23 protein-coding genes are annotated in these 26,095 nt (G+C 66.2%); 16 read left to right on the forward strand and 7 right to left on the reverse strand.

What is annotated here, in order from left to right; genetic code table 11:
* Nucleotides 1-176: 176 nt before the first annotated feature.
* Nucleotides 177-3,419 (reverse strand): family 78 glycoside hydrolase catalytic domain, encoded by a 3,243-nt coding sequence (locus ACFVWT_RS00875; RefSeq protein WP_390244385.1) that lies wholly within the window; start codon nt 3,417-3,419, stop codon nt 177-179.
* Nucleotides 3,416-5,539: a DUF6807 family protein gene (locus ACFVWT_RS00880; protein WP_390244387.1), complete on the reverse strand. Its 2,124-nt coding sequence runs from the start codon at nt 5,537-5,539 to the stop codon at nt 3,416-3,418. The genes ACFVWT_RS00875 and ACFVWT_RS00880 overlap by 4 nt, the downstream gene beginning before the upstream one ends.
* A gap of 308 nt (nt 5,540-5,847) precedes the next feature.
* On the opposite strand from ACFVWT_RS00880, the gene ACFVWT_RS00885 reads away from it, so the two are divergent.
* The 6 genes from ACFVWT_RS00885 (at nt 5,848) to ACFVWT_RS00910 (ending at nt 11,484) form a co-directional block, all read left to right on the forward strand.
* Nucleotides 5,848-6,528 (forward strand): YesL family protein, encoded by a 681-nt coding sequence (locus tag ACFVWT_RS00885; protein WP_390244389.1) that lies wholly within the window; start codon nt 5,848-5,850, stop codon nt 6,526-6,528.
* 164 nt (nt 6,529-6,692) lie between these two features.
* A complete protein-coding gene (locus ACFVWT_RS00890; RefSeq protein WP_390244390.1) occupies nt 6,693-8,222 on the forward strand; it encodes an extracellular solute-binding protein in 1,530 nt (509 codons plus the stop codon).
* Nucleotides 8,219-9,193, forward strand: coding sequence for an ABC transporter permease (locus ACFVWT_RS00895; RefSeq protein ID WP_390244392.1), 975 nt, complete (start codon nt 8,219-8,221; stop codon nt 9,191-9,193). The genes ACFVWT_RS00890 and ACFVWT_RS00895 overlap by 4 nt, the downstream gene beginning before the upstream one ends.
* Nucleotides 9,193-10,065, forward strand: a complete 873-nt coding sequence (locus tag ACFVWT_RS00900) for a carbohydrate ABC transporter permease (RefSeq protein ID WP_390244394.1) — start codon at nt 9,193-9,195, stop codon at nt 10,063-10,065. The genes ACFVWT_RS00895 and ACFVWT_RS00900 overlap by 1 nt, the downstream gene beginning before the upstream one ends.
* A gap of 45 nt (nt 10,066-10,110) precedes the next feature.
* Nucleotides 10,111-10,812 carry a rhamnogalacturonan acetylesterase gene (locus ACFVWT_RS00905; RefSeq protein ID WP_390244396.1) on the forward strand — a complete coding sequence of 234 codons (702 nt, stop codon included), beginning with the start codon at nt 10,111-10,113 and terminating at the stop codon, nt 10,810-10,812.
* Nucleotides 10,813-11,484, forward strand: coding sequence for a DUF1961 family protein (locus ACFVWT_RS00910; RefSeq protein ID WP_390244398.1), 672 nt, complete (start codon nt 10,813-10,815; stop codon nt 11,482-11,484). It abuts the gene before it with no gap.
* A gap of 34 nt (nt 11,485-11,518) precedes the next feature.
* On the opposite strand, the gene ACFVWT_RS00915 is transcribed toward ACFVWT_RS00910, so the two are convergent.
* The 3 genes from ACFVWT_RS00915 to ACFVWT_RS00925 all read right to left on the reverse strand — a co-directional run bounded on the left by ACFVWT_RS00915 (nt 11,519) and on the right by ACFVWT_RS00925 (nt 14,510).
* Nucleotides 11,519-12,487, reverse strand: a complete 969-nt coding sequence (locus tag ACFVWT_RS00915; RefSeq protein ID WP_390244400.1) for an aldo/keto reductase — start codon at nt 12,485-12,487, stop codon at nt 11,519-11,521.
* Nucleotides 12,488-12,490: 3 nt separating this feature from the next.
* The gene (locus ACFVWT_RS00920; protein ID WP_390244402.1) at nt 12,491-13,321 is read right to left on the reverse strand and encodes an oxidoreductase; all 831 of its coding nucleotides are present in this window, start codon (nt 13,319-13,321) and stop codon (nt 12,491-12,493) included.
* A gap of 127 nt (nt 13,322-13,448) precedes the next feature.
* On the reverse strand, nt 13,449-14,510 hold the full coding sequence (locus ACFVWT_RS00925) for a LacI family DNA-binding transcriptional regulator (RefSeq protein ID WP_390244404.1): 1,062 nt from the start codon (nt 14,508-14,510) through the stop codon (nt 13,449-13,451).
* Nucleotides 14,511-14,736: 226 nt separating this feature from the next.
* Here ACFVWT_RS00925 and ACFVWT_RS00930 point away from each other — a divergent pair, with 226 nt between their 5' ends.
* The 8 genes from ACFVWT_RS00930 to ACFVWT_RS00965 all read left to right on the forward strand — a co-directional run bounded on the left by ACFVWT_RS00930 (nt 14,737) and on the right by ACFVWT_RS00965 (nt 23,211).
* Entirely contained in the window at nt 14,737-15,093 is a 357-nt protein-coding gene (locus ACFVWT_RS00930) for an L-rhamnose mutarotase (protein WP_390244406.1), read from the forward strand.
* A 99-nt stretch (nt 15,094-15,192) separates the two neighbouring features.
* Entirely contained in the window at nt 15,193-16,359 is a 1,167-nt protein-coding gene (gene rhaI / locus ACFVWT_RS00935) for an L-rhamnose isomerase (protein WP_390244408.1), read from the forward strand.
* Nucleotides 16,360-16,362: 3 nt separating this feature from the next.
* Nucleotides 16,363-18,399 (forward strand): bifunctional aldolase/short-chain dehydrogenase, encoded by a 2,037-nt coding sequence (locus ACFVWT_RS00940; protein ID WP_390244410.1) that lies wholly within the window; start codon nt 16,363-16,365, stop codon nt 18,397-18,399.
* The gene (locus ACFVWT_RS00945) at nt 18,396-19,901 is read left to right on the forward strand and encodes a rhamnulokinase family protein (RefSeq protein WP_390244412.1); all 1,506 of its coding nucleotides are present in this window, start codon (nt 18,396-18,398) and stop codon (nt 19,899-19,901) included. The genes ACFVWT_RS00940 and ACFVWT_RS00945 overlap by 4 nt, the downstream gene beginning before the upstream one ends.
* A gap of 141 nt (nt 19,902-20,042) precedes the next feature.
* Nucleotides 20,043-21,050 (forward strand): acetylxylan esterase, encoded by a 1,008-nt coding sequence (locus tag ACFVWT_RS00950; protein ID WP_390244414.1) that lies wholly within the window; start codon nt 20,043-20,045, stop codon nt 21,048-21,050.
* A 345-nt stretch (nt 21,051-21,395) separates the two neighbouring features.
* On the forward strand, nt 21,396-22,568 hold the full coding sequence (locus tag ACFVWT_RS00955) for a 3-deoxy-7-phosphoheptulonate synthase (RefSeq protein ID WP_390244416.1): 1,173 nt from the start codon (nt 21,396-21,398) through the stop codon (nt 22,566-22,568).
* A gap of 168 nt (nt 22,569-22,736) precedes the next feature.
* Nucleotides 22,737-22,949 (forward strand): helix-turn-helix domain-containing protein, encoded by a 213-nt coding sequence (locus ACFVWT_RS00960; protein ID WP_043429999.1) that lies wholly within the window; start codon nt 22,737-22,739, stop codon nt 22,947-22,949.
* Between the two features lie 163 nt (nt 22,950-23,112).
* On the forward strand, nt 23,113-23,211 hold the full coding sequence (locus tag ACFVWT_RS00965; RefSeq protein ID WP_003792170.1) for a 30S ribosomal protein bS22: 99 nt from the start codon (nt 23,113-23,115) through the stop codon (nt 23,209-23,211).
* 118 nt (nt 23,212-23,329) lie between these two features.
* On the opposite strand, the gene ACFVWT_RS00970 is transcribed toward ACFVWT_RS00965, so the two are convergent.
* Nucleotides 23,330-24,148, reverse strand: coding sequence for an HAD family hydrolase (locus tag ACFVWT_RS00970; RefSeq protein ID WP_390244418.1), 819 nt, complete (start codon nt 24,146-24,148; stop codon nt 23,330-23,332).
* Nucleotides 24,149-24,233: 85 nt separating this feature from the next.
* Between ACFVWT_RS00970 and ACFVWT_RS00975 the strand changes: the two genes are divergently transcribed.
* The gene (locus ACFVWT_RS00975) at nt 24,234-24,488 is read left to right on the forward strand and encodes a glutaredoxin family protein (RefSeq protein WP_390244420.1); all 255 of its coding nucleotides are present in this window, start codon (nt 24,234-24,236) and stop codon (nt 24,486-24,488) included.
* A 78-nt stretch (nt 24,489-24,566) separates the two neighbouring features.
* Nucleotides 24,567-25,262, forward strand: a complete 696-nt coding sequence (locus tag ACFVWT_RS00980; protein ID WP_390244422.1) for a redox-sensing transcriptional repressor Rex — start codon at nt 24,567-24,569, stop codon at nt 25,260-25,262.
* A 21-nt stretch (nt 25,263-25,283) separates the two neighbouring features.
* On the opposite strand, the gene ACFVWT_RS00985 is transcribed toward ACFVWT_RS00980, so the two are convergent.
* Nucleotides 25,284-26,018 (reverse strand): hypothetical protein, encoded by a 735-nt coding sequence (locus ACFVWT_RS00985; RefSeq protein WP_390244424.1) that lies wholly within the window; start codon nt 26,016-26,018, stop codon nt 25,284-25,286.
* Nucleotides 26,019-26,095 lie beyond the last annotated feature (77 nt).

Below are 26,095 nucleotides of genomic sequence, written 5' to 3' on the forward strand. Positions count from 1 at the left end.
GGCGGACGCTTTATCAACGACATTGCGGATGAGGTGGGCGCCGGGTGAGCCCGGAGGAAGCCGCGAAGAAGTCGATCGAGGAACTCAAGAGCGCACTGAGCTTGGCGCCACGAGTTTTTGTCCAGATAACGCGGGGAAAACGTCCTTTAAGACGCGTTATCTGGACAAAAACTCCGCTAAGCCGGGCTGAAGCGCCAGGTTCCCGGGTGGATCCGGAACACGACCGGGCCGGCCCCCGCACCGGTGAAGGTTTCGGCGACGGCAGCGGCCGGCGTCGGGCCTTCCACCGTGTAGCTGCCCGCGGGCAGCTCCACCGCAGCGCGGACTCCGGCGGGGACGGTGCAGCTGAGCTCCATCCCGCCGGGGCCGCGCCGCCAATCGGCCGACACCTTGCCGCGTTGCAGCGGAACGCTGCCGCGGGCATGCTCCAGCCGGCAGGCCGGCGGCACGATGCGGACATCGGTGCCTCCAGCGCCCGCCCGGATGCCGAGCACGTGGCTAAGGATTTCCCGGATCACGGAAGCGGACCACGCGTGCGACTGGCTGTAGTCCGTGGCCTCGTCCAGCTCCCAGGCTTCCCACGTGAAACTGGCGCCGGATTCCAGCAGCCGGGCCCAGCCGGGCTGCCCGGGGTCGGTCAGGAGGTCCAGCACCCCGTCCACCATCCCCGCAGCGAGCAGTGCCCGCACCAGGCGGTGCACCGTCATGGGACCCTGGCGCATGCCCATCTTAACCAGGCGCCGGCCATCCTGCCGGACGTACTCCTCAGGAGTAATTCCCAGCGAGAGCGGAAAGGACGTGGCGTGCTGGGAGGCATGGCTGCTGGGCGAGCCGTCCTGGTGCAGCCCGTCCACCATCACGCCGTCCACGCGCAGGCGGGCGTTGATGGCGGCCGCCAGTTCAGCCGACTGCGCGCGGTACCGGGCTGCCTCCAGGGTCCGGCCGGTCAGCTCGCACAACCCGGCAACCGAGTCCAGGACAGAGACGGCCTGGGCGTTCACCGTGGTCTTGGCGGCGCACTCCATGTCGTAACCGAACCGTCCGGATGCCGGCCAGTCCACGATCCCGTGGAGGTACGGGCCGGAGCCGCCGCCGAGGCGGGTGACGAGTCCCGCCGTCGGGCCATCAGCAGGGATGTGCCGTGAGACGTAACCGGCGGTTGCCCGCAGTGCCGGCAGCAGTTCCTCCACGAGGGCGGTGTCGCCGCTGTTCCGGTGATAGTCCGCCACCCATTCGGGCATCATCAGGGAGAAGTCCGGGATATCGCGTTTGCCGTCGCCGTTGGGGTATACCGCGTTGTAGCGGCCGTGGTCGTCGCCGTCAGTCCAGTACCTCACGGCCGAGGACGCAAACTCGCGCAGGGCCTGGGCCGTCAGGTTGCGCTCGCCGAACAGCGCCATGGTGGCGTAGGAGATATTGACGGCGTCGCCCAGGAACTGGCCCTTTTCGCGGGTGGGGGTATCCACGAACTGTTCCTGCGCGCCGTACAGGGCGGAGTCCCGCAGCAGCGTGAACACCGCGTCAAGCGCCGGATCGGAACTGCTGAAGCTGCCTTCCCGCTGAAGGCCTTCCGGATGTTCGGAATGTACGACGACGCCGCTCACCGCGGCGATCTCCTCCGCAGGAATCCCGGGTACTTCGAGGTACCGGAATCCCAGGTGGACGGCGGCTTCGTAACGCTGCGGTCCGGCAGCCTGCGTGTAGGGGAACGACATGTCCGTGTTCTGGCTGGCGGACTTGCTGCGGCCAACCCGGCCGTCCGGATCCAGCGAGTAGCCGGCGCGGATCATCACAGTGCGCCCTGCCTGGCCGTCAAGGAAGTCCACCACCGGCCGGGCAGGGAGAACCCGCCCGAAGTCGGCCACCACCGTACCGTCCGGAGCGGTCAGCAGCCGGGCCGCTGTGACAGGTATCCTGGCCAGGAAAGTGCGCCGGGGGAGTACGGCGGGAAAGTCTCCCACCGGGTGCCTGCCCAGTGATGCGGCCGGCCCCCACGTGGCCGGGAGGCCGGCATCCAGGTGCTCCACCGGATCGCCTTCGTCGTTCCGGTACCCGGACTGCCGGTACGGCCCCTCTGCCACCTCCCAGCCGGGCCCGGTGCCGAAGACCTCGCGGCGGCCGTCGTCGTAGTCGACCTGGAGCTGGGCCAGGAGTCCGGGAACGCCGGCGGCCCTGCCCTGGCCTGGACCGAACCAGTGGACCCGGGCGGAAAGCTCCGCCTGGACTCCGTCCTGCAGCAGGGCGGTGACGTCGGCGGCGTCGTAATAGCCTTCGCCGGGGTAGCCGAAGGACGACACCTCGAGGCATTCCTCGCCGTTGATGCGGAAGACGGCCTGGTGGCTGGCGGCGGCAAAGAGCCTGGCGCGCACCACACTGCCTGCGAGGGGCACACGGGTGCGGGCCAGGGTCCACTCGTCGGGATGGCGGTGGGTAGTGGTCCGGGTCCACTCGCCGAGGCATGCACGTGCGTGGTCAGCGCCGGCGTCGAACCGGTGGTCAACAAGTACGCTGCCGCCCGGGGTTCCGGTGCCGTGGCCGGTGACGAGGATCGAGCCGTACTCGGCCTGGCTGCGCGGCCCCTGGTGAAGGGCGAGGATTCCGCGGAACCCGGCGGGGGCGGGCTCGTCCACGGCGAAGAGTTCCACGCCGTCCAAAGTCACCGTGATGGTGCGGCCGTCGTCGGTGACTGCCAGGTCATTCCACGTGCCGGGGACCGGGTCCTTGCCGGGGAGCCGCTCCTGGCCGGGCTTCACCTGGCGCTCCAGTTGGGCGCTGGCCAGTACCTCGGTTGCGGGCACCGCGGCGGCGGGGATTTCCCACCGGGCGGCACGCCGGAGCACCGCTGTCCCGGCCGTGTCCAGCTCCAGCAACAGTCCGGTGCCGGGGCCGGTGGAGCGCAGGAGCAGGCCCGCGCAGCCCATCGCGGGGCGGACCCGCGCTTCGATCCGGACCGCCCGCACCGGCGGGCAGGGGATCGGGAGGCACGGCGAACCGGCCACCAGCAGCGCGCCATCAAGAATTTCCAGCGGAGCGCGGCCGCCGGGCTGCCTGCGGATCCATTCGGCCCCCCAGCCCTGGGCTCCTAGACCTGTGCTGAAGCCCTGCGGCGCGGACCACGGCCCGGGAGCACCGGCCGCGTCATGCACGCGGACGGTCCAGCGGTAGTCGGCGTCGGGCGCGAGGTCGGGGCCTCCGCAGGGGACGAAGTGCTGTCCTCCGGAAACCACAACCCCCGAATCCCACAGCAGCGCTCCTGCCGGATCGCTGAGCCGCAGCTCATAGGCGCTTTGATAGCAGGACGCCGGGTCGCTTCCCGCAGAGGCAACCAATTCCCAGCCGAAGTGCGGGCGCCGTGATGCCGTAAGGCACGTGTCAAGTCCGTCTGTGAGGAAGGCGACGGCGGCGAGCGCGCCCGTCACCGGTGATCAGCCAATGCCGCCGCTTCTGCCGGTGACAGCGTGCCGTCGGCGATCCACACCGTGAAAGAGCGCCGGACGGATTCTCCCGCGGCCAGGACCACAGGGCGGTCCCAGGCCAGGGCGGAGCCCACGCCGGGGTAGCCGGACAGGCGGACGAACCAGGGGTCCGGCGCCTCGGCAGGGGCGGCGAACACGAGGCTGGCCGCGCCCTGAGGGAAGGTTCCCGTCCAAGCCAGCCAGGGTGAGGCGGAGCCGTGGACGGCTGCCTCGCCCTGCCGGTCGGCCGTAAAGACATTCGGCGCGGAACACGCGGGCAGCCGCCAGAAGAACCCGCCGTAGCCGCTTCCGGCGGCACCGTTGGACCCGGGACCGCCCAGCGAAGCGTCGACGACGGCGGTAAGTTCCGTGGCCAGGTCCAGCCGCCAGGTGCGGGCGTCCACCCGGCTGGCGCGGCTGGCGCGGTGCTCGCGGAGCAGTTCGCTCCCGTCCGGGGCCTGCCAGCTGAGTTCCTGGTGGAGGGAATCGCCGCCCGGCGATCCTGGCTCCGGGCTTGCGGACAGCTGCACGATCCGGCCGTGATCCCGGCGTTCCTCATATCGGCCGGCGGCGCGGGTGTAGGTTTTGCCGCCCCAGAAGTTCGTGCCGTTCACATCCTGCAGGGCGATGCCGGCGCCGAGGTGCCACGGGTGGTCCGCCGGAAGGTGGTCGGTGACCGTGACGCCGCCGATCGAACGCACCGGATGCAGGTAGGGGCGGGGCGAGAGCCGGGCTGCGACGCCGGAACCGTTCCGCAGGGTGGCCAGCGCGGGGGCGCCGCTGCGCGCGCCGGTTGCTGTGCCGCCGTCGAGCCCGGCGTCCTGCACGGAAAGTGACAACGTATCCGCATCATCCGCCGCCGGCCGGGCCCAGGGCAGGCCCAGTTCGCTGAAGGTGGCGTGCGCCGCCGTTGCGCGCTCCAGGGCATCTTCGATGCCGGAGACCACGGCGTGGGCCGAGTCGCCGTCGCCCACCCACTCCACGTGTTGCCCGGCGATGAGAGCCGGGGCTTCGGCCGTGCGGATGGCTTCCAGTACCCGCATGAACGCGCCGCTGTCCGCGAGGGAGCTGATGAGCGGCGTGCGTCCGTGCTGGTCCTGGCGGCGGTGCCGCAGGTGGTCCAGCAGGTTCTCAGTGAGGTCGTCACGGCCATACACCTCGTGGCGCTCGCCGGCCCCGGTGCTGACGCTAAGGCGGTCCTCGGTGTAGTGGAACACCGCGGTTCCTTCGCTGCCCTGCAGTGTGACGTACGGTTCCACGGATTCCGTGGCGCACAGGGTCAGCGCGCAGGTAACAGGAAGGCCGGAGGAGGTGCGGACGCGGATGACGGAGGTGTCGTCGGATTCGATGTCGTTGGCGCGGTAGAGGTCCGTTTCCACGGAGGCGAGGTCGTCCACGGTCCGTGCGCCGGCGATCCGCAAGGCGGTGGCGATGGCGTGTGCCAAGGGATTCGTGGCCACGCCGTCCACGACGTCGACGCCGTCCAGGCTTCGTTTCCCCGCCCAGCGCGACCGCGTGTAGTACGCGCGGTCCCGGACCCAGCGGCCGGTGGCGGAGATTCCCAGGAGGGTGCCGATTTCGCCGGCCTTGAGCAGGTCCTCGATGGCCGTGAGGGCATGGGATCCGAGGCTCTGGAAGCCGACCTGGACACTCCGCCCGGCAGCCGCGGCTTCGTCCTGCAGCCGGTTGAAGTCGGCCAGGGTAGCGACCGGGGGTTTTTCCAGGTAGAGGTCGGCATGGGGGAGGGCCGCGAGTGCCAAGGGTGCGTGCGTCTGGATGGGTGTGGCCACAATGACGAGGTCGAGCCCCGGTGTTGCTGCCAGGAGGTCGTCGAGGGTGGCGAACACTGCGGTTTCGGGAGGGAGTGCACCGCTGGCCGGGGGATTCGGGTCGGCAACAGCCACGAGCGTGACGGCCTCGTCCTTTTGGAGCCTTTCCAGGTTGCGGAGGTGGTGGGTTCCGAAGCCGTGGACCCCCACCAGCGCCACCCTCGCCGCAGCCACCCCCGTTGCCGCGGAGCTGATCGGGTGTTCTACTGCGGTGATCTTGCGTTCTTCCGGAACGGGTGCGGACGGGGTGCCCATGGCTCTCCTCTTCTGTCCCCCGGGACGGGGTTTTGACGTCGGTGTCCTTGCTGGAAATCGCCGGGGCAGTGGCCCCTTACCGCCGATATCAGAGTGGGCCGGCTCGGCCTGCCGACACTCGTGGCAAGCGCTTTCCATTTTACTCTCGCCAACAGTCTAACCCCGGCGGCTTCATTATGTAACGATTCAAAAATCACCTTGACCGCCGCTTCGAAAGCGTCTAGATTTTCGAGAAACCGCTTACTAACGTGACGTGGACCACTGTGGCCCCCGTTTCTGCAACGATGGAGATCCGAAGGGGGCTAGCTGTGCTGGCTGGAAGTTTTAGCGCCAAAGCTTATTCATTCTTCGACGCCCTGCTGTGGATTGCATGCCTGAATCTGCTGTGGATGGTGTTCTCACTTGCCGGGCTGGGTGTACTGGGCGTGGGCCCCGCCACGGCGGCGGCGCAGATCCTGGTACGCCGAAGGGTCCGGGGGGAGGCTGCGCCGCTGCTCCGCTCTTTCGCCGGGGAATATGGCCGCAACTTCGGCCGCGGGAATGCCTTGGCGCTGCCGGTCCTGATCGCAGGGGCAGCCCTGGCCCTGAACTGGAATTACTTCTCCCGCTCCGGTGACCTCCTGTCCCAGCTGATGGCCGCCGGCGCGTTCGTGGCCGCGATCTTCCTGGTGGCCGTGGCCTGCCACCTCTTTCCGATGTTTGCCCGCTATGAACTTCCCCTCGCGCAGTACCTCCTGATGTCCTCGCGGTTCGCGCTCCGGCACCTCGCGGGCACTGCAATCCTGCTCTTCGTGACTGCCGCAGCCCTGTTCGCCAGCCAGGCCCTGCCCGGGCTTATCCCGTTCTTCAGTGTCGGAGCGTGGCTCTACGTGACGGGCTGGCTGTGCGACCGGTTCTTCACTGCGAACGACGAATCCGTGACCGGGGCTGCCGGGGATGCCACGGACACCGCCCGCCCGGTGGCAATGCTTGGAGCCCCTGTTGCCTGAGGCGCCGCGCTTGTGGCGCCGGGCACGTGGCGAAGCCATGAGTGAAACGTATCAATAGCTGGACCGCCACCTGGACCTCCACCTGAACTGCACCCTGAACTGTCCCCTGAACTGCACCGTCCAAACCCGGAACCAACCCCGAAGAAGTGGAAAAGGAAAACACTATGATCCGTAGAAAACTCAGCCTGGCGGCCGCCGTCGTGACCGCCGCCGCCCTGACCCTCACGGCTTGCAGCGGGGGTGAAGCGCCGGCTGCGGATTCCTCGAAGATCAGCATCATGGCGCCGTTCCTGGAGGCGCAGCCGCCGTCCGCTGACGGCGCCGTGCAGAAGAAGCTCGAGGAGCTCACCGGCAAGGACGTGAACATCACGTGGGCGCCCAACGCCTCGTACGAAGACAAGATGAACATCACCCTGGCCTCCTCCGAGATTCCCCAGGTCCTGGTGGTGCAAAGCAAGTCGCCGGGCTTCGTCAAGAACGCCGAGGCGGGGGCGTTCTGGGACCTCACGGACAAGCTTGACGAGTACCCCAACCTGAAGACCACCTTCCCGGACGTCGAGAAGAACGCCAGCGTCAACGGCAAGGTCTACGGTGTCTTCCGGGCCCGAAACCCCATCCGGGCGGCTGTGATGTTCCGCCAGGACTGGCTGGACAAGCTCGGACTGAAGGCACCCGAAACCACCGAGGACCTCTACAACGTGGCCAAGGCCTTTACTGAACAGGACCCCGACGGCAACGGCCAGAACGACACCTGGGGCATCACCATTCCAAAATGGGGCGCCCTGGGCTCCAACAGCCCCTACGACATCATCGAGGAATGGTACGGAGCCGGTAACCGCTGGACCGAAAAGGGCGGCAAGCTGATCCCCAGCTTCGAGACCGAAGAGTTCCTCGAAGCCAACCGGTTCGTCAAGAAGATGGTCGACGAAAAGCTCATCAACCCGGACTTCGCCACTTTCGACGGCACCAAGTGGAACGAGCCGTTCTTCAACGGCAAAGGCGGCATCATTGTCGACGTCGATTCCCGTGTCAGCGTTCTGATCAACCTGTTCAAGCAGGCCAACCCGAACGATTTCCAGAACAAGGTGGGCTTCGTCGGCAACCTCAAGGGACCGGACGGCGAACTGCACGCCCACCCGACGGACGGCTACTCCGGGTTCCTCGCCATTCCCAAGACCAGCGTCCGCACCGAGGCTGAGCTGAAGAACGTCCTGGGATTCCTGAACACGATGAACGGCAAGGAAGTTGCCACGCTCCTCAACAACGGCATTGAAGGTGTGAACTTCACCGTGGAGGACGGCAAGGCCGCCACCATCAAGCCCGAAACCCCTGAAGGCAAGGCCGTGGCCACTGACATCAAGAGCTACGCGCAGCTGGGCACCAACGTCACCGGCAATAACTTCTACCCGGTCAAGCAGGCCTCGGACTACGAACAGAAAGTCTTCGACAAGCGGGTCGAGGTCATGGCCCAGGACCTGAAGAGCGCCGTCTACAACCCGGCCGCGGCCTTCGTCTCGCCCACCTATGTTGCCAAGGGCGCGCAGCTGGACAACATCGTGGCCGACGCCCGGATCAAGTACCTGGCCGGCCAGATCGATGAGCAGGGACTGAAGGACGCCATCAACCTCTGGAAGACCAGCGGCGGCGACAAGGTCCAGGAAGAGATCAACAAGCTCTGGCAGGACAGCAAGTGACAACGTCCACCGTTGACGTCAAAACCCCGGAGCAGGCGCCCCCAGCAGCGCCTGCCCCGGGGCGGCGGCGCCGCTTCGCTGTCCACTTCGCGCACTACAAGTGGCTCTATCTTTTGCTGCTGCCGGGCGTCATCTACTTTGCGGTCTTCCGGTATGCCCCGATGTACGGGGTCAGCATCGCGTTCAAGGACTACGTCCCGTTCCTTGGCGTCAATGCCAGCCCGTGGGTGGGTTTCCAGCATTTCCAGGACTTCTTCAGTAATCCTGATTTCGGCCGGCTGCTGGGCAACACCCTGATCCTGGCGTTCCTGAACCTGGGGATCGCGTTCCCGCTGACCATCGTGCTGGCGCTGCTGCTGAACGAGGTCCGGCTCTCCATCCTGAAACGGACGGTCCAGACCCTGGTCTACATCCCGCACTTTTTGTCGTGGACCATCGTGGCGTCACTGAGCTTCCTGTTGTTCGCCCTGGATTTCGGGCCGCTGTTCCTGTTCATCAATTCCGTGCTGGGCACCGACATCGACTTCCTGTCCGATCCCGCCTGGTTCCGGCCGCTCATCGTGCTGCAGGAGATCTGGAAGAACACCGGCTGGGGAACCATCATCTTCCTGGCCGCCCTGGCCACGGTGGACCAGGACCAGTACGAGGCGGCGATCATCGACGGCGCGGGAAGGTTCCGCCGGGTCTGGCACATTACGCTTCCGGGCATCCGGTCCACCATCATCGTGATGCTCATCCTGGCGATCGGGCAGATGCTGAACACCGGGTTCGAACAGATCTACCTCATGACCAACGCGCTCAACCGCGATGTGGCGGACGTCTTCGACACCTACGTGTACTTCGTCGGCATCACCCAGGGCGCCTACTCCTACTCCACCGCGGTGGGCCTGTTCAAATCCCTGGTGGGCATCGTGCTGATCTTCGGCACTAACGCCCTGGCCAAGCGGTTCAACCAGAGCGGACTGTTCTAATGAAGATTCACAACACCACCGGCGGCAGGATCTTTGACGCCGCCAACTACGTCTTCCTGGTGCTGATCGGTGTCCTGACGCTGCTGCCGTTCATCTACGTATTCGCAGGCTCCTTCGCCACCGAAGCGGAAATTACCCGCCGGGCCTTCTTCGTCTGGCCGGAGCAGTTCAGCCTGGGGTCCTACGAATACATCTTCTCCACTCCGGCGTTCATCAAGGCGCTGGTCACCACCGTGCTGGTCACCGCAGTGGGCACCATCGTCCAGCTGATCCTGACCGTCACCATGGCCTACCCGCTGGCCAAACGGAACCTCCGCGGCCGTCAGTTGGTCCTGTCCCTGGTGGTCTTCGCCATGGTGTTCTCCGGCGGCATGATCCCCACGTTCCTGCTGGTCAAGGACCTCGGCCTGCTCAACAGCTACTGGGCGCTGATCCTGCCGGCCGCGATCAACCCCTTCAGCCTGATCATCATCAAGAACTTCTTCCAGGAACTCCCCGCCGAGCTGGAAGAGTCCGCCAAGATGGACGGCGCCACGGAAATCGGGATCCTCTGGCGGATCCTGCTGCCGCTGTCCAAACCCGTGCTGGCCACCTTCGCGCTGTTCTACGCCGTAGGCATCTGGAACGACTTCATGTCGCCCCTGCTGTACCTCAGCGACAACTCCAAATGGACCCTGCAGATGTACCTGCGCCAGGTCACCGCCTCGTCCGACCTCCTGGGTGCCGGCAACGTGGACCCGAACTACATCCCGCCGGAACAGGGCATCAAGTTCGCCGTGATCGTGGTGGCCACTCTTCCCATCCTGATCTTCTACCCGTTCCTGCAGAAGCACTTCGCCAAGGGCATGCTGATCGGGTCCGTCAAGGGCTAAGCGCCCGGAACCTCAGATGCCCGCCCAAGCTACAGAAAGCACAGCATGAAAATCCTGCTCGCCGGAGATTCCACAGTTGCCAACTGTCCCAGCCACGAGTACCCCATGAGCGGCTGGGGCGCCCGGCTGCCCCGGCATGTCTACACCTGGGCCGCCGTACACAACTTCGCCAAAGGCGGGGCCAGCACGGAGTCCTTCCGCGAGGAAGGGCTCTGGGCCCGGCTCCTGGAAACAGCCGGGGCGGGCGACCTGGTGCTCATCCAGTTCGGCCACAACGACCAGAAGCGCCCACACCTTGCGGCCAGGACCGGGTACGCTGCGAACCTGCGCCGCATGGCGGCGGACGTCCGGGGGCTTGGTGCGGTGCCGGTGCTCTGCACGTCGGTGGAGCGCCGGCACTTCCTGGACGGCGTACTCGAGGAGAGCCTGGAGGACTATCCGGAAGTGGTCCGCGAGATCGCGCTCGAGCTGCACGTCGCCGTCGTCGACCTCAACGCCTGGACCCGCGCGCTGTACACGGAGCTGGGCGTCGAGGACTCGAAATCGCTGTTCTGCCATTTCGCTGCCGGCGAGCACGCGCACTGGCCGGACGGGCTGGCGGACAACACACACTTTTCCCGGCGGGGTGCGTCGCTGGTCGCCGACGAAGTTGCCGGCAGGCTTGCGCTGTTGGGATTCGGCGGGGATGCCCTTCCGGACTCCCGGGAGGGCACGACGGCGGGACTTACGACGGCGGGAAGGGGCTAGGTGGGCGAGGCACGGCTCGGCACGGAACTCTTGTACAGCAATCCGCTGTCCGGCCCGGCCGACGTGTTCGACTGGGTGCCGGAAGGACCCCTGGGCCTGGGCGACCGCGACGGCGCCCTCGAACTCTTCGGTTCGGCGGACGATGAGGAGTTCGGGGACCACGCACACTGGATCTTCTGGTGCCCGGTGGCGTTCCCGGACGGCATTCGGATCAGCTGGGAGTTCCTGCCCCTCGCGGAGCCGGGACTGGCCATGCTGTTCTTTTCGGCAACCGGCCACGCCGGCCGGGACCTGTTTTCCGCAGGCCTCGCGCAGCGCACCGGTTATTACCCCCAGTACCACTCGGGGGACATCGACGCCCTCCATGTCTCGTACTTCCGGCACAAGTACGACTCCGAGCGGGCCTTCCGGACCTGCAACCTGCGCAAAAGTGCCGGCTTTGAACTGGTGGCCCAAGGCGCTGATCCGTTGCCTCCCGCGGAGGACGCCCGGGGTTTCTACCGCATGGAACTTCTCAAGGACGGCCCCCGCGTGGCGTTCTCCATCAACGGGCTGCCCCTTTTTGAGTGGACGGACACCTCGAACACGGTGCTGGGCGGAGGATATCTAGGTTTCCGGCAGATGGCACCGCTACGTGCCGCCTACCGGAACCTCACCGTCGAGAAGATCTGACCGTCGGTGGATGGCCGACAGACCGGACGGCCGCTCAGTAACCGGTCGGCATCCGGACCGTATAGGGATCTTCGAGCCGGCGGACGTCCTCGTCGGTGAGTTGGATGTCCAAGGCTGCCGCCGCGTCCGTGAGGTGGCGGGTCTTGGTGGCACCAACGATCGGGGCAGCCACAGCGGGGTTCCGCAGCACCCAGGCCAGCGCCACCTGGGCCATGGGCACATCCAGGTCCCGGGAGACTTGCTGCACTGCATCGGCGATGGGCTGGTCGTCGTCGCTGAAGAAGCGGCGCTGCATGGGGTCGGCGTCCGCGCGTTTGGTGTGTTCACCCCAGGGCCGGGTGAGTCGGCCCTTGGCGAGCGGGCTCCACGGAATGCTGCCCACGCCCTGGTCCGCCAGGAGTGGGAACATCTCGCGTTCCTCCTCCCGCTGCATCAGGCTGTACTGGTTTTGCATCGACACGAACCTGGTCCAGCCGTGCAGCTCTGCAGTGTGCTGCATCTTCGCGAACTGCCACGCCCACATCGACGACGCCCCGATGTACCGCGCCTTCCCGGCCTTGACGACGTCGTGCAGGGCTTCCATCGTTTCTTCGATCGGCACGTCCGGATCGAAGCGGTGGATCTGGTACAGGTCCACGTAGTCCGTATCCAGGCGGGACAACGACGCATCGATCTGTTCCATGATGGCTTTGCGGGACAGGCCCGCTCCGCCCGGGCCGTCGTGCATCTTGAAATGGACTTTGGTGGCGAGCACAACGTCTTCGCGCCGGGTGTATTTCCTGATGGCGCGTCCGACGATCTCTTCGGAGCTGCCGAATCCGTAGACGTTGGCCGTGTCCCAGAACGTGATGCCCAGCTCCACCGCCTGGCGGAAGATCGGCTCCGCCTGGTCGTCGCCCAGTGCCCATTCATTGAAGCCTTTGGACGTGTCGCCGAAACTCATGCAGCCCAGGGCGATGCGGCTGACTTTCAGGCCGGACTGGCCCAGCCGTGTGTACTCCATTCCTCAGCCCTCGATCCCCGTGCTGAGGCTCAGGTCCCGCCATCGGTCCAGTTCCGCGCGCTCCGCCTCGGCCACGGCACCAAATGCGCTGAACGCATCCGTCCCCAGCACCACCAGGGAGGGCGGGTTCCCACTTTCGGCGATCGCCACGATGGCTTCAGCGGCCTTGGCCGGGTCGCCGGGCTGGGTGCCGTGGACCGTGTCGTTCTCCTTGCGCCGTTTCCCCGCCGTCTCTGCGTAGTCTCGGATCGCCGTCGCGGACTGCGTGAGTGAGCGGCCGGCGAAGTCGGTGCGGAAGGCTCCGGGCTCGATGACGGTCACATTGACGCCGAGCGGCTGCAGCTCCTTGTGGAGTGACCCGGACAGGCCCTCCAGGGCCGCCTTGGTGGCCGAGTAATAGCCGGACCCTGCCGGTTTGATCCGGGCTCCGATGGACGAGATGTTCAGGATGTGCCCGGTCTTTTTCGCGCGCATGTCCGGGAGGACTGCCTTGATCATGTCGACGGCGCCGAAAACGTTGGTGTCGAACAACTGCCGGATGTCGGCGTCGTCCGCTTCCTCGACGGCGGCGCGGTAGCCGTAGCCGGCATTGTTGACGAGCACGTCGACGCCGCCGAACCGTGTCCGCGCCTGTTCCACTGCCGCGCCGATCTGTGCCTTATCGGTGACGTCGAGGGGGAGGGCCAGAGCCGTGTCGGGGTAATCAGCGGCGATGTCCTCCACCGTGGAGGCGTCTCGGGCCGTGACGACGGCGTTGTGGCCGTGCGCGAGAACTGCCTGGGCGAGGGCCCTTCCGAGTCCGGTCGAGCATCCTGTGATGAGCCATGTAGCCATAAGGGTGTACCTTTCGTGGGATCTTCAATCAGCGGCATTCCTTTACATGGAACAGGAGATGATCCGCGGGTGGAAGGGGCTACCGATACAGGTACTCGCAGTGCCTCCCGCCCGGGGTGAAAGGCTCCTACGGCGAACTCGCCACGAAGTGACCGCCAGGCAGGTCCGCAGAGCCCCCGGCCCCGGCAGTGCTTTGGCGCACCACCAGCTCCGGGGTGAAGATCACGGCCCGGTGCTTGGGCTTGTCCGTTTCCAGCTCTTCCGCCAGCAGCTCGATCGCCGTCCGGCCGAGCGCTTCAGTGGGCTGCCGGATGGAGGACAGCGGCACGACGGCGGACACGGCGAAGTCGATGTCGTCATAGCCGATCAGTGCGATGTCCTCCGGTATCCGGATGGTGTGCAGCATGGTGAGGGACTGCATCACGCCGAGGGCCAGCAGGTCATTGGCGCAGAACACACCGTCCGGGAGCTCGCCGGGGCTGCGGCGGACCAGCTGGTCGCCTACGCCCCGACCGGCCAGGACGGTCTGTCCGGCCGAATCCAGAATTTCCAGTGAAGCGTCCGGAACTTCAGCGACGGCGCGTTGCGCCCCCTGGAGGCGGTCTGCCACCTGGCGTATCGACGTCGGGCCTCCCACGAAAGCCAGCCGACGGCGGCCGATGTCCAGCAGGTGCCGTGCCGCGAGGTAACCGCCGGCGTCGTCGTCAACGGAAACAGAGCTGTACTTCGTTTCATCGGCCAGCCGGTCCACCAGGACGGTGGGCACGCCGCGTTCGCGCAGCTGGTCGAGGCGTCCCGTGAGGTCGCCCACCGGCGAAATCAGCAGGCCCTGGACCCGCTGTTCCTGGAAGAGGTCGATGTAGTTCGACTCGCGGCCCGCATCGTGTCCGCTGTCCCCGAGCAGGACCGCACTCCCCTGGAGTGCGGCGGCGTCCTCGGCGGCCCGGACCACGGAGGTGAAGAAGGGGTTGCCCACGTCCAGCACAATCAGGCCGATGGTGCGGCTGTGCCCGGCCCGGAGCTGCCGTGCTGCATCGTTGCGGACGAACCCAAGCTCGTCGATGGCCTGCAGAACGCGGTCCTTGGTCCGTTGCGAAACCCGGTCCGGGTAGTTCAGGACATTGGACACCGTTCCCACCGCCACGCGGGCATGGTTGGCAACATCCTTGATGCTGGCTGACCGTGACATGTTTCTCCAAGCTCTCTCTCGCGGGGCGGCGTGTGCAACCGCCTGGATCACCCCCGGCCCCAATTGTCCTTGTCCGGCCGGCGTTCCCTGACCAGCGAAACGGCATTCGGCCGGATAAAGGGCTTTTCATCCACTGACAATTGCTTGACACCTACTCGACTTCAAGAGTACTTTGAATCGTAACAATGAAACGATTCAAAGAATCGGAAATTCAGGAGAGTCGCAGATGAGGGTGTGTTTTCGCTCCTCAGTCCAGCCCGGACTGATCGATGAGTACAGGCGCCGGCACGCCGCTGTCTGGCCGGAGATGCTCCGTGCGCTGAAGGATGCAGGCTGGCACAACTACTCGCTCTTCCTGGGCGCGGACGGGCTGCTGGTGGGCTACGTGGAATGCGACGACTTCGACGCCGTCAGGGCGCGGATGGCGCTCACCGAAGTCAACGCCCGCTGGCAGGCCGAAATGGCAACGCTTTTCGACAACCCGGACAATCCGGACCGGGCACCCGATGAAGGATTCCAGGTCCTCGAAGAAGTCTTCAATCTTGACGATCAGCTTGCGGCCGCGGAGTCCACCGCGAGCTGAATCATCCAGGCTCCGGCAGCGGGGCCGCAGCACCACCCCCAAATACCGCAGCAGCACCCCCAGATACCGCAGCAGCACAAGACATTGGAAAGAACCATCATGAATGACGTAGCAACGGCGCTGGGCAGGCTCGAGGAGCTTGCCATTGAAGTACCCTCCTGGGCCTACGGCAACTCGGGCACCCGTTTCAAGGTGTTCGGCACGCCGGGCACGCCGCGGACGGTGCAGGAGAAGCTGGCGGACGCCGCCAAGGTGCACGAACTGACCGGCCTGGCGCCCACCGTTGCCCTGCATATTCCGTGGGACAAGGTGGAGGACTACGCCGCGCTGCGCGAGTACGCGGCGGGCCTGGGCGTGGGCCTGGGCACCATCAACTCGAACACGTTCCAGGATGACGAGTACAAGTTCGGTTCCCTGACATCCTCCAGCGAATCCGTGCGCCGCCGTGCGATCGACCACCACCTTGAATGCATCGACATCATGCACGCAACCGGCTCGCGGGACCTTAAGATCTGGCTGGCTGACGGCACCAACTACCCAGGCCAGGACGACCTCCGCGGCCGGCAGGACCGCCTGGCGGAGTCCCTCCGGGAGATCTACGCCGGCCTCGGAGCGGACCAGCGGCTGGTCCTCGAGTACAAGTTCTTCGAGCCCGCTTTCTACCACACGGACATTCCGGACTGGGGCACTTCCTATGCCCAGACCCTGGCGCTGGGGGAGAAGGCGTTCGTCTGCCTGGACACCGGCCACCACGCCCCGGGCACCAACATCGAATTCATCGTGATGCAGCTGCTGCGCCTGGGCAAGCTCGGCTCCTTCGACTTCAACTCGCGCTTTTACGCGGATGACGACCTGATCGTCGGCGCCGCGGATCCGTTCCAGCTGTTCCGCATCATGTACGAGGTGATCCGCGGCGGCGGCTTCGGCAAGGAGTCCGGCGTTGCCCTCATGCTGGACCAGTGCCACAACCTGGAGGAGAAGATCCCGGGCCAGATCCGCTCGGTCCTCAACGTCCAGGAAATGACGGCGCGTGCCCTTATGGTGGACACCGCGGCCCTGGCCGAGGCCCAGCGCAACGGCGACGTCCTGGCCGCCAACGCCGTGTTCAACGACGCCTTCTACACGGACGTCCGGCCCATCCTGGGCGACTGGCGTGAATCCCGCGGCCTGCCCGCGGACCCGATGGCCGCCTTCAAGGCCAGCGGCTACCAGAAACAGATCAACGAGGACCGCGTGGGCGGCCAGCAAGCCGGATGGGGCGCATAGGGCATGACTAACAAAACTGTTGAAGAACTGATTGCCCGGTCCAACCGCCTGGGCGCGGACAAGCGGAACACCAACTTCGCCGGCGGCAACACCTCGGCCAAGGGCACCGAGAAGGACCCGGTCACGGGCGAGGACGTCCGGCTCCTCTGGGTGAAGGGCTCCGGCGGGGACCTGGGGACGCTGAAGAAGGAAAACCTTGCCGTGCTCCGCCTGGATCGGCTGAACGCACTGAAGAACGTCTACCCCGGGGTGGACCGCGAAGACGAAATGGTGGCTGCTTTTGATTACTGCCTGCACGGCAAGGGCGGCGCTGCACCGTCGATCGACACCGCCATGCACGGGCTCGTGGACGCCGAGCACGTGGACCACCTGCACCCGGATTCCGGCATCGCGATTGCCACGGCCGTGGACGGGGAGGCGCTGACCACCAAGATCTTCGGTGACAAGGTGGTGTGGGTTCCCTGGCGCCGCCCCGGGTTCCAGCTGGGCCTGGACATCGCCGCGATCAAGGACGCCAACCCGCAGGCCGTGGGCACCATCCTGGGCGGCCACGGCATCACCGCCTGGGGCTCCACCAGCGAAGAAGCCGAAGCAAACTCGCTGTGGATCATCGACCAGGCCGAGAAATTCATCGCCGAAAACGGGCGCCCGGAACCCTTCGGTGCCAAGCTGCCCGGCTACGGTGCGCTCCCCGAAGCCGAACGCCGCGCCAAGGCTGCCGCACTGGCGCCGGTGATCCGCGGGCTGGCGTCCACGGACAAACCGCAGCTGGGGCACTTCAGCGATGACGCCGTCGTCCTGGACTTCCTGGAAGCGGCCGAACACCCGCGCCTGGGTGCCCTGGGCACGTCCTGCCCGGACCACTTCCTGCGCACCAAGGTCAAGCCGCTGATCCTGGACCTGCCCGCGGACGCCTCCGTGGAGGACTCGATCGCCCGGCTGCAGGAACTCCACGCGGACTACCGCGAGGACTACCAGGCGTACTACGACCGCCACGCTTCTCCGGAGAGCCCGGCCCTGCGGGGCGCGGACCCGGCCATCGTGCTGGTCCCGGGCGTGGGCATGTTCTCCTTTGGCGCGAACAAGCAGACCGCCCGCGTGGCCGGTGAGTTCTATATCAACGCCATCAACGTGATGCGCGGCGCCGAGGCGATCTCCACCTACGCCCCGATCGAGGAATCCGAGAAGTTCCGGATCGAGTACTGGTCCCTGGAGGAAGCCAAGCTGGCCCGGATGCCGAAGCCGAAATCCCATGCCACGCGCATCGCGCTGGTGACGGGTGCTGCGTCGGGCATCGGCAAGGCCATTGCCACCCGCCTCGCCGCGGAAGGCGCCTGCGTGGTGATCGCGGACCTGAACCTGGCGAACGCGCAGGCGGTGGCCGCGGAACTCGGCGGGCCTGACGCAGCCATCGGGGTCCAAGCGGACGTCACTGACGAAGCCCAGGTCGCCGCGGCCATCCGGGAAGCTGTGCTGGCGTTCGGCGGGCTGGACCTGGTGGTCAACAACGCGGGGCTGTCCATCTCCAAGCCGCTGCTGGAAACCACGGAGAAGGACTGGGACCTGCAGCACAACGTCATGGCCAAGGGCTCTTTCCTCGTCTCCAAGGCTGCGGCGAAGGTCATGATTGACCAGGACATGGGCGGGGACATCATCTACATCTCCTCGAAGAACTCCGTGTTCGCCGGCCCGAACAACATTGCTTACTCGGCCACCAAGGCGGACCAGGCCCACCAGGTCCGGCTCCTCGCAGCCGAACTTGGCGAATACGGCATCCGCGTCAACGGCATCAACCCCGACGGCGTGGTCCGCGGTTCCGGCATCTTCGCCGGCGGCTGGGGTGCCAAGCGCGCCGCGGTCTACGGCGTGGACGAGCAGGAGCTGGGCAAGTACTACGCCCAGCGCACCCTGCTCAAGCGCGAGGTCCTGCCGGAGAACGTGGCCAACGCCGCCGCCGTGCTCACCAGTGCCGAACTGTCCCACACCACCGGCCTCCACATCCCCGTGGACGCCGGTGTGGCCGCCGCCTTCCTGCGATGAGCGGGCACGTTCCGGGTGTTGACGGCGGCCTGTCCGCCGGCAGTGTCTTTGCCGCCGTCGACATCGGCGCCTCCTCCGGCAGGGTCATCCTCGGACGCGTTTCCGGCCGTGCCGGCTCGGAAAGCGCCAAGCTGGAAACGGTCCACCGCTTTCCGAACGGCGTGGTGGAGTCCGACGGCGGCCTGCGCTGGGATTTCGACGCACTGTTCGCCGAGGTGCTCACCGGCCTCGCTGCCGCGGCCAGCGTCGCCGCGGAGCGGGGCGAAACCATCAGCAGCATCGGAATAGACACCTGGGCGGTGGACTACGGGCTGGTGAACGCTGCCGGGGAGCTTGTTGCGCAGCCCTTCAGCTACCGGGATGACCGCAGCCGCGCCGCCGTCGCCCGGGTGCACCGGAAACTGGACCCCGCCCGGCTTTACGGCACCACCGGGCTGCAGTTCCTGCAGTTCAACACCCTCTACCAGCTGGCCAGCGAACCGGACCTGACCGGGCTGCAGGCCCTGCTCATCCCGGACCTGGTCGCGTTCCTGCTCACCGGGCAGCGCCGCACCGAGGCCACGAATGCCTCCACCACGGGGCTTTTTGACGCCGTCGCGGGGGAGTGGGCCGGCGAATTCCTCACCGCCCTCGGGCTCCCGAAGGACCTCTTCCCGCGGCTGATCCAACCGGGCGAAACCGTGGGGACGCTGCTGCCCGGCATCGCCGCCCGCACCGGGCTGGACAGGGCGACGAAGGTGGTGGCCGTCGGCTCGCACGACACTGCCTCCGCCGTCGCCGCCGTCCCGGCCGCGGCAACCGGAACCGGGGCCGCATCAGCGCAAGCGGAGAATTTCGCCTACATCTCGTCAGGGACCTGGTCGCTGGTGGGCGTCGAACTCCGGAAACCGGTGCTCACCGAGGCGAGCCGGCAGGCCAACTTCACGAACGAACGCGGCGTGGACGGCACCATCCGCTACCTCCGCAATGTCGGCGGGCTCTGGCTGCTCAGCGAATGCCAGCGGACATGGGCGCAGCAGGGATACACCGCCACCCTCGACGAACTGCTGGCAGCCGCCGCCGCGCTGCCGTTCGGCGGACCCCAGATCAACGCCGACGACCCCTACTTCATCGCCCCGGAGGACATGCCCGAACGCATCCGCGCTGCCGTCCGCAACACCGGCGCTGTCCTCCCCGACAACCCCGCCGCGATCACCCGCTGCATCCTGGACAGCCTGGCTGCCGGCTACGCCCGGACCATCGCGGACGCCGAACGCCTGGCGGAGGCGCCCGTGGATGTGGTGCACATCGTAGGCGGCGGCTCGCAAAACCGGCTCCTGTGCCAGCTCACGGCAGACGCCACCGGCAAGCGCGTCATCGCCGGGCCGGTCGAGGCCACTGCCCTCGGCAACGTGCTGGTCCAGGCGCGGGCGGCGGGCGTGGTGTCCGGAGGGCTCGGCGAACTGAGGGCGCTGGTGCGCGGCTCGCAGCAATTGGAAAGCTACCAGGCGGCACTGGTCTGAGCGCATGTCCAGGAACTTCACCCGAGGCCGCACTTGGACACAGTCCTCAACCTGCCGTCGTGGCGGCTGGATACTGCAGCGCCTGCCTGAAACGATCACCACAACGCACCTATCAGCCCGCTCCAAAGAACCGGAAACCCGATGCCCCTCTTCGACCTACCGCTTGAGCAGCTCCGTAACTACACGTCCGGCGTCACCGCACCCGCGGACCTTGACGCCTTCTGGGACCGCACTATCAGCGAAGCGCGGGAGTACCCGCTGGACGCAGTCTTCGAACCCGTGGACAACTACCTGACGGTGATCGACACCTTCGACGTCACGTTCGCCGGCTTCGGCGGTTCCCCCGTGAAGGGGTGGCTGCACCTGCCGGCGAACAGGCCGGCTGACGTGCCGCTTCCCGTCGTCGTGCAGTATGTGGGCTATTCGGGCGGCCGCGGACTGTCGAACCAGGACACCAAGTGGGCGCAGGCTGGCTATGCGCACTTCATCATGGATACCCGCGGGCAGGGGTACGGCGGACTCCTGGGCCATACGGCGGACCCGCACCCTTCAGCGGGCGATGTGGCGCACGCGGGACTGATGACCCGCGGTGTCGGAAGCCGCGAGGACTACTACTACCGCCGGGTCTACGTTGACGCTTTGCGCGCGGTGGAAGCGGCGCAGGCCCATCCCGCCGTCGATCCCTCAAGGGTTGTGGTGGCGGGCGTCAGCCAGGGCGGCGGCATCACGGTTGCCGTGGCCGGCCTCGCAGCCGGAAGGCTCGACGGCGTGATCGCCGCGCTGCCGGATGTTCCGTTCCTGCAGGACTTCCCCCGCGCCATCGACATCACTCCGCGCGGACCCTATCCCGAAATCGCCGCATTCCTGGCCCGCCACCGCGACCGCTACGAGCCGATCCTGGCCGTGCTGGACTACTTCGACGGCGTCAACCTGGGCCGGGCTGCAACGGCTCCGGCGCTGTTCTCGGCCGCGCAGGCGGATGATATCTGCCCGCCTTCGACGGTCTTCGCCAGCTTCAACGCCTACGGAACGGGCAGTGGCGGGGCGCCGGCCAAAGACATCGAGGTGTACCGCTTCAACAACCATGAGGGCGGACAGGAACACCAGTGGAACCGCCAGTTGGAGTACCTGCGCAAGCTGCTGGGGTAATGCCTACGCCTCCCAACTGACTCGCAGTTAACGCTCCGAAAACGCGATTTCGGAGCGTTAACTGCGAGTCAGTTGGGGAGGGCGGTGAGCCGGGGAGGGCGTCGGTGGAGTTTTGTGACGCCTCCGGGTTTGCGGCCGGATGGTTTCTGCGGTTATGGTCTTGGCTATGACTAACCGTTGGTATGCGTATTTTTCGTTGGCTCTGGAGGGGCCCGCGTCTAACTGACACGCATCCAACTTTCCTTCAGAGCCAACAGGGCAGAGATCATTCTCTGCCCTTCGCCATTTCTCCGGCGGGTTCTGATCTGGGCCCGCTCCGCACCACCCGGAACAGGACCCGCACACATGAGCACCGCAGCAGCCACCGAAACACAGCCTTCCACTTCACCGGAAAACAACGGTTCACCGGAAGGCCCCGCATCTGCGCAGAAATCCACCTCGAACCTGCGCGTCAGCGAATTCCAGGCGCTGCCGACTCCCCAGGACATGATCGCGGAACTGCCGCTGGACGCCCGGGTGGCGGACGTCGTCGAACGCGGGAGGGACGAAGTCCGGGCCATCATGGACGGAGTGGACGACCGCCTGCTGGTGATCGTGGGACCCTGCTCCATCCATGACCCCAAGGCCGGCCTGGAATACGCCCGCCGGCTGGTGAGCCAGGCCGAGAAGCACAAGGAAGACCTGCTGATCGTCATGCGGACGTACTTCGAGAAGCCCCGCACCACGGTGGGCTGGAAAGGCCTCATCAACGATCCCCACCTGGACGGCAGCCACGACATCGCCACCGGGTTGCGCGCGGCCCGCCAGTTCCTCAAGCAGGTCACGTCGCTGGGCCTCCCCACAGCCACTGAATTCCTGGAACCCATCAGCCCGCAGTACATGGCTGACCTCGTCTCCTGGGGCGCCATCGGCGCCCGTACCACCGAAAGCCAGATCCACCGCCAGCTGGTTTCCGGGCTGTCCATGCCCGTCGGGTTCAAGAACGGGACCGACGGCGACCTCCAGGTTGCGGTCGATGCCTGCAGTGCCGCCGCGGCCCCCCAGGCATTCCTGGGAATCGACGGTGAGGGCCGCGCCGCACTCGTGGCCACGGCCGGCAACCCTGACACGCATGTGATCCTCCGCGGCGGACGCAAGGGCCCCAACTACTCCGCGGCCGACGTCGAAGCAGCCTCGGCCAAACTGGCAGGCAAGCAGCTCAACCCGAGGCTCATTGTGGACGCCAGCCATGCCAACAGCGGAAAGAGCCACCACCGCCAGGCCGAGGTGGCCCTGGAAATCGGTGCGCAGCTCGAAGACGGCGGTGCAGCGGCCGCGGCGATTGCCGGCGTCATGCTTGAGAGCTTCCTGGTGGGCGGGGCCCAGAACCTTGATGTGGCCGAGCATGCGGCCGGCACCGACGAACTGGTCTACGGCCAGAGCGTGACGGATGCCTGCATGGAATGGGATGTCACGGCGTCGGTCCTGGGCCAGCTGGCAGCATCGGCGCGCAAGCGGCGCGGTGCCGTGGAGGGCTGATTTCCCCCGGCATCCACCGAAAACTGGTACCGCGGAATGACTTTCACAATGGCACCATCAGCCACTAGAGTAACTAGCACAGGGTAGGTTGATGGCTCAGCATCGGCACACCGCAATGGGGTTTCAATGGGGTTGCCTTTATCAGCTGTTAACAAAGGAATAAGGGAAATGTCCGCAGAGTCGAACTTCTCGAACGCTCAGTTCTTGACTGTGGCCGAAGTGGCCGAGCTCATGCGCGTTTCCAAGATGACCGTGTACCGCCTTGTCCATTCCGGCGAGATGCCGGCCGTCCGCTTTGGCCGGTCCTTCCGGGTGCCGGAATCCGCCGTCGAACAGTACGTCAAGGGTGCTGTCGTGGAAGGCCAGTCGGACACCGCCTGATCTGCCTCAAAACGAGTGCGGTCAGTGGGTGCGCCGGATAAGCGGTACCCTGTTAGGGAACGTTTTTCGTTATTGTAAGAATCTGTTTGTTGTTTAGTCTGTTGCCTAGTCCACGGACCTCTTCCATCAGACAGGTACTCCATCTAGTTTGTAAGGAACTTTCGTGGGTTCAGTTATTAAGAAGCGTCGCAAGCGTATGGCCAAGAAGAAGCACCGCAAGTTGCTTCGTAAGACCCGCCACCAGCGCCGTAACAAGAAGTAGAGATACTTCCTACAGCGTGAGATGCCCGTTGCCTTTGGCAGCGGGCATTTTTCTTTGGGTCGGGGGCCCGGCGGCGGTGCTTCGCCCGGACGCAGTTTCCGCGTCCCGGGGCAGACGGTTAGACCGTGGGGCCGCGGAAGCGCGTCAAGCCCCTCCAGAGGCCGTACACCGCCCCGCCAACCGTCGCGGCCTTCAGGCCAAGCGTGGCGGCGCGGCGTCCCGAGCGGAAGTCGTACACCGGCCAGTTGTTTTCGCGCGCGTGGCGGCGGAGCCGGGAATCGGGGTTGATGGCCACAGGATGGCCCACCATGCTCAGCAGGGGGATGTCGTTGTGCGAATCGCTGTAGGCCCAGCAGCGCTTGAGGTCCAGCCCCTCGGCATCCGCGATGCCCTGGACGGCCACCGCCTTGGCCTGGCCGTGCAGGATGTCGCCCACCAGCCGGCCGGTGTAGGCGCCGTTTTCGATCTCGCCGACTGTTCCCAGGGCACCGGTCAGGCCCAGCCGGGTGGAAATCACCGTTGCCACCTCGATGGGGGTAGCTGTTACCAGCCACACCATGCGTCCCACGCGGAGATGCTGCTGGGCGAGTGCCTTGGCGCCGGGCCAGATCCTGGACTCAATCATTTCGTCGAACACTTCTTCGCCGAGGGCCTTGATGTCCTCCACCGTGATTCCGGCGGCCAACGTCAGTGCGGAGTCCCGGACGGCGTGGACGTCGTCCATGTTCTCGCCCCGGAGGACGAACTTGAACTGTTTCCAGGCCATACCGGCCGCCTGCGGCAGGGTGAACGCGCCGCGCTGATGCATTTTCCTGGCCACGTGGAAGAGGCTGGCGCCCTTCATGAGGGTGTTGTCGACGTCGAAGAAGGCGGCCTCGCCGTGCTGCAACGCACCGGCCGGCTGCCGGACTACGGCGACGTACTTCTCCTCGGGCATGACTTGAGTCTAGTCAATGGGCGGGTCCACGCCGTCACGACCCGTGCCGTCGCGGCAGGACGGCAGCCCGGGCTACGGTTGAGGCATGGCAAAACCTGACGTCGTCCTCATCACCAAAGTTGACTGCCACCTGTGCGAAGCAGCGCGCGACGCCGTCGAGCGGGTCACTGCCGCCCTGGGACTCGAATGGACGGAACAACTGGTGGACAATCAGCCGGAGCTGCGCGAGCGATACGCCGAAGAGATCCCCGTGGTCCTGGTGGACGGGATCCAGCGGGACTTCTGGAAGATCGATGAAACCCGCCTCGAGCGGATCCTTCGCCAGGCCGTGGCCAAATAAGCGCGGCGGCTTCTGCTTTGTTGGCATTGCGGACGGGGCTCTAGAGTGGACTCACAACGCGACGCAATGGAGCAGATAGTGACTTCGCTGGATTCATCCCCCGAGGCTGTACACGGGGACAGCGGAACTGCGGCCAAGCAGATTCCGCCCGCGGCCGTGGCACGGCTGACCATCTATTTGCGCGCCCTCACCACCTTGCTGGCCGAAGGCGTCGAACGCGTCTCCTCCGAGTCCCTGGCCGAAGCTTCCGGCGTCAGTTCGTCCACCCTCCGGAAAGACCTCTCGCATGTGGGGTCCTACGGCACCCGCGGCGTCGGCTATGAAGTGCAGTACCTCAGCCGCAACATTTCAGCCGCGCTGGGGCTCACCCGTGACTGGAAAGTGGCAATCGTGGGCGCCGGCAACCTCGGCAAGGCCCTCGCGCGGTACGGCGGCTTCGAATCGCGGGGATTCGACGTCGTGGCCATTTTCGATGCTGACCAGATGGTGGTGGGCAACGAGGTGGGCTGGCTCCGGGTCAGTGACGTTGCGGACCTCGAACCGGTCCTCCACCGGACCGGTGCCAACATGGTGGTGCTGGCGCTGCCGGCCGCCGTGGCGCAGGGAGTGTGCGACCGCGTCATAGCCGCCGGAGTGCGGAGCATCCTCAGCTTTGCGCCGGTCATGCTCCAGGTGCCGCCGGGCGTGAACCTGCGCAAGGTGGACATGGCCACCGAGCTGCAGATTCTGGCCTACCACGCCCAGCGCATCCAGGCCCCGGACGACGGCGAGTAACGACGGCGAGGAATACTGCCGTCAGCGGCCGTACGGGTAGCCCGGCTGCCCGTACGGGCTGGCGAACGGGTGGTACTTCCTGAAATACGGTGCGGCAGCAGGGAGATAGAGAAGCACCATGGCGGCGACCCCGGCCAGGATGGAAGGTGTTCCGAGCCCCATTTGAAGAACGCCCAGCAGTGAGAATGCAGCCAGGATGGTGCCAAGAATCCGGGCCCAATTCCTGCCCTTCCGGATGTTGAACGCCACCAGCGCATACACCAGCACACCGACGGCCGCAATCAGCACCACCATTCCCACGATGATGCCCTGGAGGGCCTCGAAGTCCATGTCAGCTCCGCTCGTTGCCAGCCTGGCCTCGAACGCCCGGCGCATGGCGGGATCATCGATTGAACCCAGCGAGAGAAACACCGATCCGGCCCACAGGAGGCATGCAAGGATCAGCAGCCAGAAGGAGACGTTCACCAGCGGGGGAGCCGCGCTTGCCCCCGAGTTTCCCCGCTGCGGCAGCTCCGAAGGGTAGACCGTGTACTGCTGGTTCCCGAACTGCTGCGGCTGCGGTGCCTGCGCGTACTGCGGCTGTTGGTACTGAGCCGGCTGGCCGTACTGCGGCGCCTGCGCATACTGCGGCGCCTGTCCGTACTGGGGTGACTGCGCAAAGGGCGACGGACCCTGCCCATGTAGCGGTTGCTGGCCATACTGCCCGCCGGATGAGGAAGCGCCGGGGTACGACGGCGGGACGGGCGGAGTGCTCATGGTTGATCCTTTGCGAGTCGGCTACTGGACAATCAGCCACCGGGATCAGCCACGTCTTCCTGCCCCCAGCGTGATTT

The organism is Arthrobacter sp. NPDC058288 (assembly GCF_042880995.1).
Taxonomy (GTDB): Bacteria; Actinomycetota; Actinomycetes; order Actinomycetales; family Micrococcaceae; genus Arthrobacter.

Coding starts and splice junctions, on each gene's coding strand:
- ACFVWT_RS00880 (WP_390244387.1), bottom strand. CDS start 5,539: ATGGGCACCCCGTCCGCACCCGTTCCGGAAGAACGCAAGATCACCGCA.
- ACFVWT_RS00890 (WP_390244390.1), top strand. CDS start 6,693: ATGATCCGTAGAAAACTCAGCCTGGCGGCCGCCGTCGTGACCGCCGCC.
- ACFVWT_RS00900 (WP_390244394.1), top strand. CDS start 9,193: ATGAAGATTCACAACACCACCGGCGGCAGGATCTTTGACGCCGCCAAC.
- ACFVWT_RS00905 (WP_390244396.1), top strand. CDS start 10,111: ATGAAAATCCTGCTCGCCGGAGATTCCACAGTTGCCAACTGTCCCAGC.
- ACFVWT_RS00915 (WP_390244400.1), bottom strand. CDS start 12,487: ATGGAGTACACACGGCTGGGCCAGTCCGGCCTGAAAGTCAGCCGCATC.
- ACFVWT_RS00920 (WP_390244402.1), bottom strand. CDS start 13,321: ATGGCTACATGGCTCATCACAGGATGCTCGACCGGACTCGGAAGGGCC.
- ACFVWT_RS00925 (WP_390244404.1), bottom strand. CDS start 14,510: ATGTCACGGTCAGCCAGCATCAAGGATGTTGCCAACCATGCCCGCGTG.
- ACFVWT_RS00930 (WP_390244406.1), top strand. CDS start 14,737: ATGAGGGTGTGTTTTCGCTCCTCAGTCCAGCCCGGACTGATCGATGAG.
- rhaI (WP_390244408.1), top strand. CDS start 15,193: ATGAATGACGTAGCAACGGCGCTGGGCAGGCTCGAGGAGCTTGCCATT.
- ACFVWT_RS00940 (WP_390244410.1), top strand. CDS start 16,363: ATGACTAACAAAACTGTTGAAGAACTGATTGCCCGGTCCAACCGCCTG.
- ACFVWT_RS00945 (WP_390244412.1), top strand. CDS start 18,396: ATGAGCGGGCACGTTCCGGGTGTTGACGGCGGCCTGTCCGCCGGCAGT.
- ACFVWT_RS00950 (WP_390244414.1), top strand. CDS start 20,043: ATGCCCCTCTTCGACCTACCGCTTGAGCAGCTCCGTAACTACACGTCC.
- ACFVWT_RS00955 (WP_390244416.1), top strand. CDS start 21,396: ATGAGCACCGCAGCAGCCACCGAAACACAGCCTTCCACTTCACCGGAA.
- ACFVWT_RS00960 (WP_043429999.1), top strand. CDS start 22,737: ATGTCCGCAGAGTCGAACTTCTCGAACGCTCAGTTCTTGACTGTGGCC.
- ACFVWT_RS00970 (WP_390244418.1), bottom strand. CDS start 24,148: ATGCCCGAGGAGAAGTACGTCGCCGTAGTCCGGCAGCCGGCCGGTGCG.
- ACFVWT_RS00975 (WP_390244420.1), top strand. CDS start 24,234: ATGGCAAAACCTGACGTCGTCCTCATCACCAAAGTTGACTGCCACCTG.
- ACFVWT_RS00985 (WP_390244424.1), bottom strand. CDS start 26,018: ATGAGCACTCCGCCCGTCCCGCCGTCGTACCCCGGCGCTTCCTCATCC.